Origin of the sequence: Lentzea californiensis, assembly GCF_024648825.1 — a bacterium.
Lineage (GTDB): Bacteria > Actinomycetota > Actinomycetes > Mycobacteriales > Pseudonocardiaceae > Lentzea > Lentzea californiensis.
The window spans coordinates 868,406-884,471 of record NZ_JANBBE010000001.1 but is presented as its reverse complement, the minus strand read 5'-3'; the positions used below and the strand labels follow the sequence as shown (position 1 = coordinate 884,471).

The following is a 16,066-nucleotide window of genomic DNA, read 5'->3' as shown; positions in this document are numbered from 1 at the left end:
GTTCGCCTGCCGTTCACCTCGTGGACGGCAGGCGATCTCGTTGGGCTCTTAGGTTCGGCCAGTTCCCACACTGACCGATCTCGGAGGCCTGCGTGTCCTCACCCACCGATCGGGGCCGTCGTCTGCTGCCCCTGCTCACGGCCAGCCACCCGCTCGGGCGTCAGGCCGTCACCTGCGAGTTCCGCTGCGGCAACGCCTGTGCCCACGAGGCGCCCAACACGACGCAGAACGCGTACTTCGGTGACGTCGTCAAGGAGGTCGTGAGCCGCCGCGGCATGCTCAAGGCCGGTGCGGTCGTCGCGGCCGCCGGCGCAGGCGCGCTCGCGTTCTCCGGTGCGGCCGCCGCCGCTCCTGCCCACGCCGCGGCCGAGGCCCTCGGCCGCGGCGGCAACAACGGCAACGACGGTCTGAACTTCGAGCCGGTGCAGCCCAACACCCTCGACCAGATCAGCGTGCCCAAGGGTTTTCAGCAGGACGTCGTCATCCGCTGGGGTGACGGGGTTCTGGACGACGCGCCGAAGTTCGACTTCGACGACCAGACGCCGGAGGCGCAGGCCAAGCAGTTCGGCTTCAACAACGACTTCTGCGGTCTGGTCCCGGTTCCCGGCTACCACGACAGCTGGCTCATGGTGAGCAACCACGAGTACACGACAGAGTCGTTCATGTTCAAGGACTGGGCGCCGGACAAGATCACCGAGCGCCACGTCAAGATCGCGTGGGCCGCGCACGGCCTGTCGGTCGTGATGGTCGACCGCGATCCCCGCACGGGCAAGCTCTTCGTCTGCCCGGACGACAAGAAGAAGTACAACCGCCGGATCACGGTCACCTCGTCGTTCGAGGTGCGCGGTCCCGCGGCCGGGTCGAAGTTCCTCAAGACCTCCGCCGACCCGTCCGGCAAGAAGGTCCTGGGCACGCTGAACAACTGCGCCGGTGGCGTCACGCCGTGGGGCACGATCCTGTCCGGCGAGGAGAACTTCAACCAGTACTTCGCCAACGCGAGCCAGGTCACCGACGCGGACACGAAGGCCAAGCTCGCCCGCTACGGCATGAGCGGCGGCGCGACGGTGCGCCAGTGGGAGAAGTTCGACAAGCGCTTCGACCTGGCCCAGGAGCCCAACGAGGCCAACCGCTTCGGCTGGATCGTCGAGATCGACCCGCTCGACCCCAGGTCGACGCCGGTCAAGCACACCGCGCTCGGCCGCTTCAAGCACGAGGGCGCGAACGTCATCGTCGCCAAGGACGGCCGCGTGGTCGCGTACATGGGCGACGACGAGCGCTTCGACTACATGTACAAGTTCGTCACGGACGAGCGCATGCAGAAGGGCGACTCGAAGCGCGCCCGCGAGCACAACAAGAAGCTGCTGGACAAGGGCACGCTCTACGTCGCCAAGTTCACCGGCGACAGCCCGGCCGCCGAGATCGTCGGCGACGGCACGCTGCCCAAGGACGGCGAGTTCGACGGCTCCGGCGAGTGGATCGCCTTGGCGCACAACGACAAGTCGTTCGTGCCGGGCTTCACCGCCGAAGAGGTCTACGTCTTCACGCGCCTGGCCGCGGACAAGATGGGCGCCACGAAGATGGACCGCCCGGAGGACGTCGAGCCCTCGACGCACAACCGCCGGATCTACGCCGCGCTGACCAACAACACCGACCGCGGCAAGGCGGGCAAGGAAGGCCCGACCGAGATCAACCCGCGCAACGGCAACAAGCACGGCCACGTGCTGGAGATCGAGGAGCGCCGCAGCGACAACACGGCGCTGACGTTCTCCTGGAAGCTGCTGCTGGTCTGCGGTGACCCGAAGGACCCCGGCACGTACTTCGGAGGCTTCGACAAGTCACAGGTCAGCCCGATCTCGTGTCCGGACAACGTCGCGTTCGACACGCACGGCAACCTGTGGATCTCCACGGACGGCAACGCACTGGCGTCCAACGACGGCCTCTTCGCGGTGCCCGTCTCCGGCAAGCGCCGCGGCCAGGTGAAGCAGTTCCTCACGGTGCCCCTGGGTGCGGAGACCTGCGGCCCGGTCATCACCGAGGACTTCGTGCTGGTGTCCGTGCAGCACCCCGGCGAGATCGACGGCGCCTCGGCCAACAACCCGCTGTCGCACTGGCCGGACGGTGGCACCTCGCAGCCGCGTCCGTCCGTCGCGGTGGTGTGGCGCAAGGACCGTCGCAAGATCTGCGACTGATCCGGTGAACCGGTGCGGCCACCCGTCACGTCACGGGTGGCCGCACCACCGGCTGAGACGGTACTGAACCGGTCCGCAAACCCGCCCGTACGACCTGAGGTGATGAAACGTGCTGGCATCGTCCTGGTCTCATCAACTCTTCTCGGCATCCTCGTGGGAGGTGCCGGCTCCACCGCCGCGCCGACCCCGGAAGCCATGAACGGAGCTGACGCGAGGGTCGCACCCGCTGTTCAGGTCCCGTCCGGGAACAAGCTCGTCGCGAAGCTCTACGCCAAGGGCGTGCAGACCTACACCTGCACGGCCGGAGCGTGGAAGGGCCTGGAGCCCGCCGCAACACTGGCGGACCGGCTCGGCAGGGCGGTCGGACTGCACTCGCGCGGTCCGGTCTGGGTCTCCACCGTCGACGGCAGCGCGGTCGAGGCCGCCCCAGTCGAGGGCGCCCGCAACGAGGTTCCCGGAGCCGTTCCGGAACTTCTGCTCAAGGCCAAGTCCACCAGGGGCGAAGGAACGTTCGCCGGCGTCAGCTACGTGCAGCGCCTCGCCACCAAGGGCGGCGTCGCACCGGCGGGCGGCTGCACCGAGGGCGCGCAGACGTCCGTGCGTTACGAGGCGCTCTACACCTTCTCCGTCCCCGCCCTCTGAACGAGCGCGACCACCGCTGCCGTGATCATCGTGATGCCGACGACCCAGAGGCCGGTCTTCTGGGTCCCGGTGACGTCACGCAGCCAGCCGGTCACGTAGGGCGCCGCGAAACCGCTCAGGTTGCCCAGTGAGTTGATCAACGCGATTCCACCTGCCGCCGCCGCGCCGCCCAGGAAGCTCGTGGGAAGCGCCCAGAACGTGGGCAGCGCGGCGCAGACACCGATGGCGCAGACCGAGACCGCCACCATCGCCGCGATGGGGTTGTCCAGGTAGAGCGCCACGGGGATCGCCGCTCCGCCGAGCAACATGGGCGCGGCGACGTGCCACTTCCGTTCCCCGGTGCGGTCGCCGTGCCTGGCCCACAGGACCATGGCGACCGCGCCGAGGACGTACGGGATCGCGTTGATCAGCCCGCGCTCGACGATCCCGGCTCCCGGCGCGAGGCCCTTGATGATCGTCGGCAGGAAGAACCCCAGCGTGTACAGCCCGTAGACGATCCCGAAGTACACGAAGCTCAACGCCAGGACTCGCGGGTGCGTGAGCGCTTTCTTGAGCGGCCAGTGCTCCTCGGCGGGCTCCTCCGGAGCGTTGTCGGGCTTGTCCGGCAGCCAGAACCACGTCACGAACGCCAGCGCGATCGCCGGCAACCCCTCGATCAGGAACATCGTGCGCCAGTCCGTCCACTGGATCAGCAACGCGCTGAACGTGGATCCGAGCGCCGTCGAGATCGGCACCGCCACCATGAACAGCGCGACGATCCGCGCCCGGTCCTTCTGCGGGTAGAAGTACGTCAGGTACAGGATGATCCCGGGGAAGAACCCGGCCTCGGCCACGCCGAGCAGGAAACGCAGCACGACCAGCACGGTCCCGTTGGGCACGAACGCCATGGCCGTGGCGACGATCCCCCAGCTGACCATGATCCGCGCGATCCACTTGCGCGCGCCGAACCGGTGCAGCGCCAGGTTGCTCGGCACCTCGAGCAGCAGGTAGCCGATGAAGAACACCCCGGACGCGAACCCGAACACCGTCGCCGAGAGCTGGAGCTCCTCCGACATGCCGTTCGGCCCGGCGAACCCGATGTTGACCCGGTCCAGGTAGTTGATGAAGTAGAGCAGGCACAGGTACGGCAGGATCAACTTCCTGGGCACTATGGTCCCCCCATGAGTGATCGTCCGGTCGCCCTCGTCACCGGGGCATCCAGCGGAATCGGCTCGGCCATCGCCAGAAGTCTGGCCTCGACCCACGACCTGCTGCTAGGCGGCCGCGACGAGACGTCGCTGTCCCTGCTGGCCGCCGAGCTCCCCGGCGCGCAGGCCTGGCCGTTCGACCTCACGAACGCCGCCAGCGCCGACCTGTCCGCCGTCTCACGCCTCGACGTGGTCGTCCACAGCGCCGGCATCGCCCTGCTCGGCCCGCTGGCCGAGGCCACCCAGGACGACTGGCGCCGCACGTTCGACGTGAACGTCTTCGCGGTGGCCGAACTGACCAACCTCGTCCTGCCGCAACTGCGCGCCGCCTCCGGCCACGTCGTGCTGATCAACTCCGGCGCCGGCCTGAACGCCAACCCGGGCTGGGGCGTCTACGCGGCCTCGAAGTTCGCCCTGCGCGCGTACGCCGACGCCCTGCGCGGCGACGAGCCGACGTTGCGCGTGACCACGGTCTACCCCGGCCGCACCGCCACGCCGATGCAGGAGGACGTGCGGCGCCACGAGGGTGGCGAGTACGACCCGTCGAAGTACATCGACCCGGCCTCGGTGGGGCGGGCGGTGGCGTCGGCCGTGCTGGCGACGCCCGACGCCCACATCACCGAGATCAACGTGCGGTCCCGCCCCCACTAGTTGTCCACAGGGTTGTCAACAGCCTGTGGCTAGAGGTTGACGCTGCGCAGTCGCCGTGCCACCGCGGCGACTCCGGCCTGCGCCTCGTGCCGGTCCACCCGAGTGGACTCCCCACCGGCGACGACGTGGTCACCGGCGACCCACACGTCGGTGACCCGGCGCGACCCGGACCCCCAGACCAGGTTCGCCAGCAGCTGCTCGTCCGGCGCGTCCAGCCCGGTGGCGAACGCGGGGTCGTCAGCGGCGACGTGCACGACGTCGCCCCAGCGACCTGCCTCCAGCGCACCGATGTCGTCGCGGCTCAAAGCGTCGGCCCCGCCCCGAGTGGCCATCAGCAACGCCTGCGCGGCCCCGAGGACGGTCGCGTCCATCTTGGAGACGCGGGCGAGCAGACCGGCCAGCCGTGCTTCCTCCAGCAGGTCCAGGTCGTCGTTGGACGCGGGGCCGTCGGTGCCCAGCCCGACCGCCACGCCCGCGGCCAGCATCTCGGGCACCCGCGCGATCCCCGAAGCGAGCTTCGTGTTGGAGCCGGGGCAGTGCGCGACGCCGACGCCGTACGCGGCGTACAGGGCGATGTCGTCGTCGGACAGGTGAACGGAATGCGCGGACAGCACCCGTCCGCCCAGCACGTCCGAAGCCTTCATCAGGGCCGGCACGGACCCGAACTCGGCGCGGGCGGCCTCGTCCTCGAACGGCGACTCGGCCACGTGCACCATGAACAGCGCGCCGCGGGCCCGTGCCTCGACCGCGATCGCGGTCAGCTGCGCGGCCGACAGCGTGTAGGCGGAGTGCGGCCCGTAGGCCAGCTCGACCCGCTCACCAGGCCCGAACCGCAGGCCGTCGGCGTCGATCCACGCGGAGATCTCGTCGGTCTGCGACTTCCAGTCCATGCCCGGCACGTCGAGGATCGCCCCGCCGAACACCACCCGTGACCCGGCGGCCAGGACGGCGTCCGTCAGCTCGCGGCCGTGGAAGTACATCTCGGCGGAGGTGGTGACGCCGTGCCGCAGCATCTCGACGGCGCCGAGCAGCATGCCGGTGCCGATGTCGGCAGGGGTCATCTGGGCCTCGTTCGGCCACATCTGCTCCTGCAGCCACCGCAGCAGCGGCAGGTCCGAGCCCAGGCCGCGCAGCACCGTCATCGGGCTGTGCGCGTGGGTGTTCACGAGGCCGGGCATCAGGATCCCCGACAGCGAGCGGACCTCGCCGTCGAAGGCGGGGGCATCGGAGAGGGCGCCCACGTAGGTGATCCGGCCGTCGACGACGTCCACGACCGCGTCGCGCAACACGGCGCAGGACGGGTCGCAGGGCAGGACCACCGGGGCGTGCAGACGCAATGACATGGGAAGAATCCTGCCACTGTGATGCCGGTCACAAGCATGCATACATCCGAACGCGATGGGCATCCTCGCTCTGTCGGGCGCGGGCCGACCCCCAGGGTCCGCCCCGGCCTAAAACTTCTCCCCAACCAAGGGGCCCGTCACGCGTGATGCGACGGGCCCTTTGTGCATCCATGAGCAACCACGGGTAGGACAGGGGCGTCTCAAGATCATGTCGAAGAAGCCGTGCACGTCCAGTGGACAGTTCCGCCGCGCACAGAAGCCCGCCACCCCCAAGCCGCCGACTCGTCGCTGAGTTGGCATGATCACACTCCACGACCGGGCGTGATCATGCGGAGGCATTCAGTGGCCGACATCGACCCTCAGAACGACGACCAGCAGAGCGATGTCGAGATGACTCAGGAGTTCGAAGTCATCCGCGACGACATGTGAGCCAGCGGCGCTAGCTGATCGGCAGATCGGCGCGGACCGTCCACCCAGTCGGTTCGCGTCGGCCTGCGGAGAAGGTGCCGCCCAGCAACTCCGCGCGCTCGCGCATGCCGACGAGTCCGTAGCCTCCAGATCCGCCCACGGGCACACCCGACGCCACGCCGTCGTCGGCCACGTTCAGGTGCAGCACACCGTCACTTGAGGACAGTGAGACGTCCACAGAGGACACCGCTGCCGCGTGCTTCTGGGTGTTGGTCAACGATTCCTGCACCAACCGCAGCACCGACCGTGCCAACTCCTGCGGCACCGCGTCCTGCAGGTCGAACGAGAGCCGCACCGGGAGCCCGGACTCCACCGCCAGCGACCGCACGTCGTCCACGAGGGACGAGGACGCGGCCGGCGTGGAGGACTCGCCGTCCCGCAACGTCCCGACCAGCCGCCGCATCGCGGTCAGCGCCTCGTGGCCGGACGCCTCGATGGTCGGCAGCACCTGCTCGGCTGCGGCGCGGTTGATCTGGCCGGCCTGCGCGTGCACGACGATCGCGGTCACGTAGTGCGCCACCACGTCGTGCAGTTCGCGGGCGAGCGCCAGCCGTTCGGAGTTCTGGGCCGCCGCAACGGAAGCAGCCAGCTGAGACGTGCGTTCGTTGTCACGGGCCCGGAAGTACAGGCCGGTGCCCACCGCGATCACGAACATGAGGACCGCGCCGAACAGGTAGCTCCCCGGGTCGGGTTCGTAGGTCCGGTAGTCCCGCGGCGCCACGACCGGATAGCTGATGACCTCCGCGGCCACCATCGCCGCGAGGACGACCGCGGTGCCCGACACCGCGTACCAGCGCGGTGCCTCGCGCACGACGATCGCGATGGTCGCCATCGCCGCGCCCGTCACGGAGATCGACGCACCGCTGATGAAGAAGTGCGGCTGCATGGACAGGTCCAAGAACCGCAGGTAGACGGCGGTGAAGACGATCGCCGCGGCGAGGGCCAGGGTCGCGTCGAAGGGACGCCGGGGCGCCAGCACGGCGATCGCGCAGATCACCGCGACACCGGGGGCCTGCCACCAGGGGTTCGTGTAGTCGGCGGTGAACAGCTCCAAGCCCGAGATGAAGGCCAGTGAGAGCGCCAGCGGCCACTGGCGTTTGGCGAGCAACCGCCAGTTCAGTTCCTTGCTCTCCACCCGACACACGGTAAAGCCGGAAGGCTGATCCCGCGTCCGACCGGGGTCTACCTACGGGTCAGCCATAAGGCTGACTGGGCGACCTGCGGAAATACCCTCACGGCGGATGCCGGATCACGCCCCGGTCACGGACTCTGGAGGAGCGGAAGTCGGGGAAACGGAGGACGCCATGTTGTCAGTTGTGTTCACTTGGGCCGCCGCGGTGGTCGGCCTGTTGGTCCTGGCGCTGATGGCTCTCTCAGGCGTGATGATCGACTCGAAGCACTAGGGTCTCCCGGCGGCCGGCGTGTGACGGGGAAGTCAGACGCTGGTCAGGGAGTGTTGCTGGCGGAGCAGCTCCGCCAGCCTGCTCGTCGGTTGTGGACGGGTCTCGTCCAACGCGGCCGTGAAGCGCGCCGGAGAACCGTTCCGTGCGCGTGCCGCGGCTGCGGTGTCCAACCGGAACGCGGGCCGCGCGGCGGAAGGCCGTTGACGGGAACGCAGCCACGCGAGGCGGTGCAACGCTTCCGCGTGGTGGTCGGTGATGGTGACAGCCGCCTTGTCGAACGAGTGCAGCACTGCAGCGTTCAGGTGAACGGTCGCGAGGTCCCGCCACAGCGTGCGTTCGGACGAGGTGTCCAAACCCAACGCATCGGCAACCTCACGCGCCACACCGTAAGCACCTTCATCAGCCAGTGACCGCGTGCCGATCTCGGCGCCGACGAACCACGAGTTGAACGGCGCGGCGGGGTAGTGCACGCCGCCGATCGAGAGCCGCATGTTCGAGATGACCGGAACCGCGTGCCAGCGCAGGCCCATCTCACCGAACCACGGCAGAGTCGGGTGCTCCAAAGGAACTTCGTGCACGATCTCGGACGGCAGCGTGAACAGCCGCGGGCCCTCGTGTTGCGTCTCCACCACCAACGGCAGCAGGTCGAACCGTGAGCGACGCACCGGCGGACGCCAGCCCATGCCCTGCATGGTCTCGGTGAACTGGGTGTACCGGCGGTCCCCCATCCCGTCGGCGTACCCGGCGTACCGGATCAGCTGCTCGTTCCAGATCACCGGCCCGGGCGAACCGGGCGCGTCCGGCGCGAAAACCGTTACCAGCGGCCGGATCTCGCCGCCGTTGGTCGCCAGCCGCAGGTGCTCGACGCACTCGCCGGCGACGGCGGCGGCGTTGCGGTAGCCGCGCAGATCGCGGACTTTCAGGCGGCGCCAAGGCACACCCGAGGTGCACCAGCCTGAATCTCGCAACGCGATCCGCGCGCCGTAGGCGAGTTCGTTGGTGGTGTGGCGGTAGGTTCCGGTCTCGGTGATCTCGGCGCGCACCTGGGCGATGCGGGCGGACAGCGAGCCTGCGTCGGAGTGCGCCGCGTGGAACATGCGGACGAACTCCTCCGCGACGGGGAGGACGTCGGGGGTCACGGAGCGAGACGCTAAGCCCGGAACAGCCTCACGCGTCACTGCCACTCGGGGCATTTCGGGTGATCAACACTGGCCACTCCAACGAGTGAACGCGAGACCCAGGGTGCTCACTCGATCGGCTTGAGACCTCGATCAGGTGAGGTCGTTCCGCCGGAACATCAGGTCGTGCGAGACGCGATCCTCGTTCACCGCACGCTGTTCGAACTTGGTGACGGGCCGCCAGTCCGGCCGCGGCGCCCAGCCGTCGTACGCGTTGGTCAGCAGCCGCTCGCCGGAACAGACCTCCAGCATCTGCTCCGCGTACTGCTCCCAATCCGTCGCCAGGTGCAGCACGCCACCGGGCTCCAGCCGCGACGCCACCAGTGCCACGAACTCCGGCTGCACGAGCCGGCGCTTGTGGTGCTTCTTCTTCGGCCACGGGTCCGGGAAGAAGATCCGCACGCCGTGCAACGACGCGGGCGCGATGTGGTCGGTCAGCAGGTCGACGGCGTCACCGCGCAGCACGCGCAGGTTGTCGAGCCCACCGAGGTGCTCGGCGCGCAGCAGCAGCTGGGCGAGTCCCGGCTTGTAGACCTCGGCGGCGACGTAGTTGAGCTCGGGCGCGGCGGCCACGAGCTGCGAGGTGGTCTCGCCCATGCCGGAACCGATCTCCAGCAGCACGGGCGCGGAACGGCCGAACCACGAGTCGAAGTCCAGGGGCCCCTCGGGCAACGACTTGACGTCGTTGCCCATCTTCTCCCAGTACGTGTCCCAGGCACGTTCCTGTCCCACGGTCATGCGCTCGCCGCGCTGGACGAAGCTGACGATGGAACGGGGGAACTCAGGCCTGGTCACGACGGGACATTCTAAGTCCTGTCCTGTAGGTCCGTTCGACTAGCGCGGACGAGGCCTGCAGGACAGGGCCTAGGCAATGAGTTCTATGTCCTCGATCTGAGCACGCAGGTCAGCAACGGTGAAGTCGATGGCCTGGGGCAGACCGGCCCCGCGATGGGCGGGAACCAGGTGCACGAACCCGCGGTGCGAGTCGGTGAACTGCACGGTTGTCGGGGTGGCAGGCCCGTAGACACCGCTCTCGGACGGCACGTACTCCCAGTACCCGACTTCACCCAGGTCGACCCAGGGAACGAACACCCAGCCGGGACGTGAGGAGAGCAGTTCGCTCACCGCGTCCTCGACGGCGTGGCCTTCGGCACGGGAACGCAGGCGCCCCCGGTCCAGCGCGCGCAGCCACCACGGCGCGGGCGCGTCCTCGACGTCCCGCACCGAGCGGTACATCGTCAGGACTTCACTCTCGGAGGCGCGGTTCACCCACGAATGGCGCGCGTCTGCAGGGGTGAGGGCGATTTCGGAAGGGTTGGGAGCTTCGAGCGCGCTGTTCCACTCGAGGCCGAGCATTGCTTCCACACGGACCACTGGCCACCTCCGCAGCGGGGATAACCCCATTGAACGTGAACTCAAACGCCGGTGATGTCCAGAATGCGGCTTTTCACGGCTTGTTAACAGCACCCTTACGCAACGTGTGACGCCAGGCACGTTGCGGTGTGAGGTGGAAACACGATGTAGCTGACGTGCACCTGGTCTCCGCGCTCGCCGTCGCGCTGCCGTTGCTGCTCGCCGCGCAGACGATCGAGGAGCAGGAGTGGCACCTCGACGCGCTCGACGTCTACTCGGCGCAGGCCCAGGCCCGCGGGGACGGCGTGATCGTCGCGGTGATCGACTCGGGCGTCGACGCCCAGCACCCCGACCTCGCCGGACAGGTCCTGCCCGGAACGGGCTTCGGCCGCTCCAAGGGCACCGACGGCACGACCGACGCTGACGGCCACGGCACCGGGATGGCCGGGATCATCGCCGCGACCGGCAAGAACGGCGGGGCGCTCGGCATCGCGCCCGGCGCCAAGATCCTGCCGATCGCCAGTGCCGACGAGAAGGAGCAGTTCGGGCTCGACGTCGTCGCCGAGAGCATCAGGTGGGCCGCCGACCACGGCGCCAAGGTCGTCAACATGTCGCTGGGCTTCTCCAGTTCGATGACGCCGACGCTGGTCAAGGCCGTGAACTACGCGATCGAGAAGGACGTCGTCCTCGTCGCCGCCACCGGCAACGACGGCAAGGAGGTCTCCGCTCCCGCCAACATCAACGGCGTGATCGCGGTCGCGGGCACGAACGAGGAGGGCAAGCCCTGGGCGTCGTCCAACGTCGGCGCGGACACCGTGCTCGCGGCTCCGGCGGCGGGCATCGTGACCATCGCGCCGCAGAGCGTCTACGCCAGTGGTTACGCCGAGATGGACGGCACGAGCGCGGCGTCGGCGATCGTGTCCGGCGTCGCCGCGCTGGTCCGCGCGAAGCACCCGGACATGGCGGCGAAGGACGTCGTCAACGTGCTGGTCAAGACCGCGACCGACCTGGCGGAGCCCGGCCGTGACGCGGCCACCGGGTTCGGCATGGTCAACCCGATGGGCGCGCTCACCGCGCAACTCCCGCCGGTGCAACGCAACCCGCTGCTGCCGCCGTTGCCCTCGACCACGCAACCGACTCCGGCGCTCACGGCCCAGCGTCCCCAGCAGCCGGTCGACGTGGAGGACCGGCTGCCGTTCGTCGCCGCCGTCGCGGGCGGCACCGCCGTGATGACCGGGCTGCTGATCGCGTTGCCCGCCATCAGGTCGCGGCGCCCCAAGCCCGTCAGTGCGCGTGATACTCCACCGACTCCTTGGTGAGCTGCATGAAGGCCTCCTCCAGCGAACCGCGCTGAGGGCTGAGCTCGTGCAGCACGATCTGGTTCTCCGCCGCGAGCTCACCGATCTGCTGTGCCGGGATCCCGTGCACCACCAGGCTTCCGCTCACCGAGTCGTCGGTCACCGTCGCGTGCGCCGCGAGGATCTCGCGCAGCTTCGCGGCGTGCGGCGACCGCACCCGGACGGTGTCCTGGGTGGCGTCGGCGATGAACTGCTCGGTGGAGGTCTGCGCGATCAGCTGACCCTTGCCGATGACGATGAGGTCCTGGGCGGTCTGCGCCATCTCGGACAGCAGGTGGCTCGACACGAACACCGTGCGGCCCTCGCTCGCGAGCCGGTGCATGAACTGCCGGATCCAGAGGATGCCCTCGGGGTCGAGACCGTTGACCGGCTCGTCGAACAGCAGCACCTCGGGGTCGCCGAGCAGCGCGCCCGCGATGCCGAGCCGCTGCGCCATGCCGAGCGAGAACCCGCCGGCGTTCTTGTGCGCGACCTCGGTGAGGCCGACGACCTCCAGCACCTCGTTCACCCGGCTGACCGGGATCTTGTTCGAGACGGCGAGCCACTTGAGGTGTGAGCGCGCGGAGCGGTTGGGGTGCACCCACTTCGCGTCGAGCAGCGCGCCGACCTTGCGCAACGGCTGCTTGAGCTGGGCGTAGTGCTTCCCGTCGATCCTGACGTCGCCGCCGGTGGGGGTGTCGAGGCCGAGGATCATCCGCATGGTCGTGGACTTGCCGGCGCCGTTCGGGCCGAGGAACCCCGTGACGCGGCCGGGCTGGACGGTGAACGACAGGTCGTCGACGGCCTTCGTCCTGCCGTAGTGCTTCTGCAAGCGCACTGCTTCGATCATGACCTCTCCCGGTTTTCTCGACAGAACTGACAGGGACCTGGGTCATCCCCCGACGGATGACCCAGGTCCCTCTCCCCCTCATTCGGAACAGGTCACGCGTCCCGCCGCTTCGCGACGACCAGTGCGACCACCAGCATGGCGATGGCGATGCCGGCGAAGTAGGCCAGCGATCCCCACTGGCTCAGCTTGAAGTCGATGCCCGCCCCGCCCTGCTCCGGGCTGTCCGCGCCCATGGTGAGGAAGTGGGTGGCGTTCGTGAACGGCAGCCAGGCCTGGATCTTGATGCCGACCTTGGGGATGAACCCGATCAGGCCTTCCGCGGCCATCTGCCACACGAGCAGGATCGAGACCGCACCGGCCGTCTGGCGGACCAGGATGCCCACGGCCACCGCGATGATCGCGCCGATGGCGTAGACGATGCCGACGCCGGCGACGTGCCGCCACTCGGCGGCCGTGTTGATGGAGAGGTCGGAGTTCGACGAGAGCAGCTTGGCGATGCCCACCGAACCGAAAGCGATGATCTCGCCGAGCACACCGGCGATGAACGCGACCACGACGGTCTTCGCGACGAGCGCCGAGGTGCGGTTCGGCACCGCGAGGAACGTCGAGCGGATGGTGCCGAAGCGGTACTCGGTGGTGACCGCGATCGCCGCCATCACCAGCACGACCGCGATGGCGAGCTGGGCGCTGCCGATCTGGGTCAGGCCGAGTGACACCTGCTCCTCGCTGGCCGCCGCGATGATCGCGGTGAGTCCCACGCCCAGCACGATGGCGAGCGCGCTGCACCAGTAGGGCGACCGGGTCGAGAAGAGCTTGATTCTCTCAACTGCCAACAGGGTCATCAGACTCACTTCCCGATCTCTGCGTGGTACTCGACAGCATCGCCGGTCAGCTGCATGAACGCCTCTTCGAGCGAACCGCGCTGGGGGCTCAGCTCGTGCAGGACGACACCGTTGGCAGCGGCGATGTCACCGATCTGGTCACTGGTCGCACCCGATACGGACAACGCGCCGTCCGCACCGTCACGAACGGTGAAGCCCTTGTCGACCATCAACGGGCCGAGCTTGGAGAGCTGAGGGCTGCGCACGAGGACCGTGTTGCCCGTCGCGCTGTCGATGAACTCCTGCGTGGTGCTCTGCGTGATCAGCTTCCCCCGGCCGATCACGATGAGCTCGCTGGCCGTCACGGCCATCTCCGACAGCAGGTGGCTCGAGACCAGGACCGTGCGGCCCTCGGCGGCGAGGTTCTGCATGAACGTGCGGATCCAGAGGATGCCCTCCGGGTCGAGACCGTTGACCGGCTCGTCGAACAGCAACACCTTCGGGTCGCCGAGCAGTGCCGCGGCGATCCCCAGCCGCTGCGACATGCCGAGCGAGAACCCGCCGGCGTTCTTGCCCGCGACCTGCGTGAGACCGACGGCCTCCAGCACCGCGTCCACGCGGCTGTTCGGCAGGTTGTTGGACTTGGCGAGCCAGCGCAGGTGAGCGCGGGCGGAGCGGTTCGGGTGAACCCACTTGGCGTCGAGCAGCGCACCCACGGTCTGCAGTGGACGGTGCAACTCGGTGTAGGGCTTTCCGTCGATCAGCACGCGGCCTGCCGTCGGACGGTCGAGCCCCAGGACCATGCGCATGGTGGTCGACTTGCCGGCGCCGTTCGGACCGAGGAATCCGGTCACCCGTCCAGGGTGGACGGTGAACGACAGGTCGTCGACCGCGACCGTCCTGCCGTATCTCTTGGTGAGGCCGATTGCCTCGATCATTGGCTGTCCCCTCTCGGTGATGGGACTACCTTGTCGCTCCGAGGGGTCATCACACATCGGCCTGCGGTCTGCGCGTGCGTCAACTTCCGTCGTCCGGTGGCGCTACCTCCGTCGTAGTTGAATGAGCCACATGGGATACACGGAAGCCCCGGACGGCTGGTGGCGCGAGTTCGTCCTGGCCAAACCCGCCCGCACCGCCAAGCTCGCGGTCACCCGCAAGGACGGCTCGCCGCACGTCGCCCCGGTCTGGGTCGACCTCGACGGCCCGGACGTCGTCTTCCTGACCGCCCGCGACACGGTCAAGGGCAAGTCGATCCTGCGCGACGGCCGCGTGGCCCTGTGCTTCGACGACGAGCAGCCGCCGTTCAGCTTCGTCACCATCACCGGCCAGGCAGTGGTCGACGAGGACCCGGACCAGCTCAAGTACTGGGCGGGCCGCACCGCCGCGCGCTACATGGGCGCCGACCGCGCCGACGAGTACGCCGAGCGCAACGGCGTGCCCGGCGAGATGGTCGTACGGGTGAAGGTCGACAAGGTCGTCGCCATGAAGAACGTGTCGGACTGAATTCTGTTGCCGTCCTGGCACCGGCTCGGCGACGCTGAACCGGTGCCAGGACAGAAGAAGCGCAAGAACCGCGAGGCGGAGGCGAACCGTCGCCTCGCCACGCGCACCGCGCCGGGCACGGGGCGATGGGTCGTGCACTTCGAGACGCGGGACCACGCGGAGTACCGCGAGTACGTGCGCCGCCTGCGCGCCGCGCCGGAGCAGGCCGGCCTGACGCGGGCCGACCTGGAGGTGGCCAGGCTGGATGCGCTGTGCGGCCGTGAGAACCACCCCACCACGTACCAGCTGAGCGTGTTCGTCCCGAACCCCTAGGCGGTGTCTAGCCGGGGAAGAAGCGGTTCAGCACCTGGGCGGCGCCGTCCTCCAGCACGGTCGGCGCCACCTCGTCCGCCATCGCCTGCACGTGCGCCGGCGCCTGCCCCATCGCGACCCCGAGCCCTGCCCACTTCAGCATCTCGACGTCGTTGGACCCGTCCCCGATCGCGAGCGCGTCCGAAGCGCTGATGCCCAGCTGCGCGACGAGCTCGTCGAGAGCCGAGCCCTTCGAGACGTCCGGCGGCACCGCGGTCAGCCAAGCCTCGGTGTGGTCCACGGACCACTCGATGCCGGGCAGTTCCAGCTCGCGGACGGCGAACGCCAGCTCGGCCGGCGTGTGGTCCAGCCAGCGCATGACCAGCCGCGAGGTCGGCACCGCCATCTCCTCGAACGTCACCTGTGTCGTCGTACCCCACAGATCACCGGGCAGGAACTCGCCCAGCGACAGGTTGCCGACGCCGATCTGCTCGACCGCGAACACGGCGCCGGGCAGCAGCGCCCGCAACGTCTTGATGGTCGGCCCGGGGTCGAACGTCACGCGCTTGGTCACCTCGCCCAGCGCCGGGTCCCACCACACCGCGCCGTTCGAGCACACCCCGTAGGAGACCGGCAGTTGTGGGGCCACCGCACGGATGCCGACGAGGCTGCGGCCGGTGCAGAGCACGACGACGGCGCCGTGTTCGGTGGCGCGGGTGATGGCCGCTTTCACGGCGGGCGCTATGTGGTTCGAGCCGACAGCGGTCAGGGTTCCGTCGATGTCGAGCGCCACCAGTTTCGGTCTCCAGGTCACGTGACGCCACCCTATGCGAAGGTTAGTGAATTGTGG

At 68.8% G+C, this 16,066-nt stretch carries 16 protein-coding genes; 6 read left to right on the top strand and 10 right to left on the bottom strand.

Going from position 1 to position 16,066, the window contains the following annotated elements; all coding sequences use genetic code 11:
- Positions 1–92: 92 nt before the first annotated feature.
- Both LX88_RS04750 and LX88_RS04745 read left to right on the top strand, forming a co-directional pair.
- On the top strand, positions 93–2,189 hold the full coding sequence (locus LX88_RS04750; protein ID WP_258946608.1) for a PhoX family protein: 2,097 nt from the start codon (positions 93–95) through the stop codon (positions 2,187–2,189).
- Between the two features lie 102 nt (positions 2,190–2,291).
- Entirely contained in the window at positions 2,292–2,831 is a 540-nt protein-coding gene (locus LX88_RS04745) for a DUF3455 domain-containing protein (protein WP_258946607.1), read from the top strand.
- Here the strand turns inward: LX88_RS04745 and LX88_RS04740 are convergent.
- A complete protein-coding gene (locus tag LX88_RS04740; RefSeq protein WP_258946606.1) occupies positions 2,804–3,979 on the bottom strand; it encodes an MFS transporter in 1,176 nt (391 codons plus the stop codon). The genes LX88_RS04745 and LX88_RS04740 overlap by 28 nt on opposite strands.
- Before the next feature lie 12 nt (positions 3,980–3,991).
- On the opposite strand from LX88_RS04740, the gene LX88_RS04735 reads away from it, so the two are divergent.
- On the top strand, positions 3,992–4,669 hold the full coding sequence (locus LX88_RS04735; RefSeq protein ID WP_258946605.1) for an SDR family oxidoreductase: 678 nt from the start codon (positions 3,992–3,994) through the stop codon (positions 4,667–4,669).
- A gap of 29 nt (positions 4,670–4,698) precedes the next feature.
- Here LX88_RS04735 and LX88_RS04730 read toward each other — a convergent pair whose 3' ends face one another.
- The 5 genes from LX88_RS04730 to LX88_RS04710 all read right to left on the bottom strand — a co-directional run bounded on the left by LX88_RS04730 (position 4,699) and on the right by LX88_RS04710 (position 10,330).
- On the bottom strand, positions 4,699–6,012 hold the full coding sequence (locus LX88_RS04730) for an amidohydrolase family protein (RefSeq protein ID WP_258946604.1): 1,314 nt from the start codon (positions 6,010–6,012) through the stop codon (positions 4,699–4,701).
- Positions 6,013–6,451: 439 nt separating this feature from the next.
- Positions 6,452–7,615, bottom strand: coding sequence for a sensor histidine kinase (locus tag LX88_RS04725; protein WP_258946603.1), 1,164 nt, complete (start codon positions 7,613–7,615; stop codon positions 6,452–6,454).
- A gap of 300 nt (positions 7,616–7,915) precedes the next feature.
- Entirely contained in the window at positions 7,916–9,022 is a 1,107-nt protein-coding gene (locus tag LX88_RS04720; protein ID WP_258946602.1) for a nitric oxide synthase oxygenase, read from the bottom strand.
- A 132-nt stretch (positions 9,023–9,154) separates the two neighbouring features.
- A complete protein-coding gene (trmB, locus tag LX88_RS04715; protein WP_258947605.1) occupies positions 9,155–9,799 on the bottom strand; it encodes a tRNA (guanosine(46)-N7)-methyltransferase TrmB in 645 nt (214 codons plus the stop codon).
- A 126-nt stretch (positions 9,800–9,925) separates the two neighbouring features.
- Entirely contained in the window at positions 9,926–10,330 is a 405-nt protein-coding gene (locus LX88_RS04710) for a hypothetical protein (RefSeq protein ID WP_258946601.1), read from the bottom strand.
- Positions 10,331–10,590: 260 nt separating this feature from the next.
- Here LX88_RS04710 and mycP point away from each other — a divergent pair, with 260 nt between their 5' ends.
- Positions 10,591–11,733, top strand: a complete 1,143-nt coding sequence (gene mycP / locus LX88_RS04705; protein ID WP_258946600.1) for a type VII secretion-associated serine protease mycosin — start codon at positions 10,591–10,593, stop codon at positions 11,731–11,733.
- Here mycP and LX88_RS04700 read toward each other — a convergent pair.
- From LX88_RS04700 to LX88_RS04690, 3 genes are all read right to left on the bottom strand, one after another.
- Positions 11,699–12,601, bottom strand: a complete 903-nt coding sequence (locus LX88_RS04700) for an ABC transporter ATP-binding protein (RefSeq protein WP_258946599.1) — start codon at positions 12,599–12,601, stop codon at positions 11,699–11,701. The genes mycP and LX88_RS04700 overlap by 35 nt on opposite strands.
- A gap of 92 nt (positions 12,602–12,693) precedes the next feature.
- Positions 12,694–13,443, bottom strand: coding sequence for a hypothetical protein (locus tag LX88_RS04695; RefSeq protein ID WP_258946598.1), 750 nt, complete (start codon positions 13,441–13,443; stop codon positions 12,694–12,696).
- A 5-nt stretch (positions 13,444–13,448) separates the two neighbouring features.
- Positions 13,449–14,360, bottom strand: a complete 912-nt coding sequence (locus LX88_RS04690) for an ABC transporter ATP-binding protein (protein WP_258946597.1) — start codon at positions 14,358–14,360, stop codon at positions 13,449–13,451.
- A 130-nt stretch (positions 14,361–14,490) separates the two neighbouring features.
- Between LX88_RS04690 and LX88_RS04685 the strand changes: the two genes are divergently transcribed.
- Positions 14,491–14,925 carry a PPOX class F420-dependent oxidoreductase gene (locus LX88_RS04685; RefSeq protein WP_258946596.1) on the top strand — a complete coding sequence of 145 codons (435 nt, stop codon included), beginning with the start codon at positions 14,491–14,493 and terminating at the stop codon, positions 14,923–14,925.
- Positions 14,926–14,967: 42 nt separating this feature from the next.
- Positions 14,968–15,237 (top strand): hypothetical protein, encoded by a 270-nt coding sequence (locus LX88_RS04680; RefSeq protein WP_258946595.1) that lies wholly within the window; start codon positions 14,968–14,970, stop codon positions 15,235–15,237.
- Positions 15,238–15,244: 7 nt separating this feature from the next.
- Here the strand turns inward: LX88_RS04680 and LX88_RS04675 are convergent, their stop codons facing one another.
- On the bottom strand, positions 15,245–16,030 hold the full coding sequence (locus LX88_RS04675; protein ID WP_258946594.1) for an HAD family hydrolase: 786 nt from the start codon (positions 16,028–16,030) through the stop codon (positions 15,245–15,247).
- Between the last annotated feature and the right edge of the window lie 36 nt (positions 16,031–16,066).

Bases quoted from the DNA above. Each gene is read 5' to 3' on its own strand.
- LX88_RS04685 (WP_258946596.1), top strand. From the start codon at position 14,491: ATGGGATACACGGAAGCCCCGGACGGCTGGTGGCGCGAGTTCGTCCTG.
- trmB (WP_258947605.1), bottom strand. From the start codon at position 9,799: ATGACCGTGGGACAGGAACGTGCCTGGGACACGTACTGGGAGAAGATG.
- LX88_RS04735 (WP_258946605.1), top strand. From the start codon at position 3,992: ATGAGTGATCGTCCGGTCGCCCTCGTCACCGGGGCATCCAGCGGAATC.
- LX88_RS04695 (WP_258946598.1), bottom strand. From the start codon at position 13,443: ATGACCCTGTTGGCAGTTGAGAGAATCAAGCTCTTCTCGACCCGGTCG.
- LX88_RS04690 (WP_258946597.1), bottom strand. From the start codon at position 14,360: ATGATCGAGGCAATCGGCCTCACCAAGAGATACGGCAGGACGGTCGCG.
- LX88_RS04730 (WP_258946604.1), bottom strand. From the start codon at position 6,012: ATGTCATTGCGTCTGCACGCCCCGGTGGTCCTGCCCTGCGACCCGTCC.
- LX88_RS04745 (WP_258946607.1), top strand. From the start codon at position 2,292: ATGAAACGTGCTGGCATCGTCCTGGTCTCATCAACTCTTCTCGGCATC.
- LX88_RS04700 (WP_258946599.1), bottom strand. From the start codon at position 12,601: ATGATCGAAGCAGTGCGCTTGCAGAAGCACTACGGCAGGACGAAGGCC.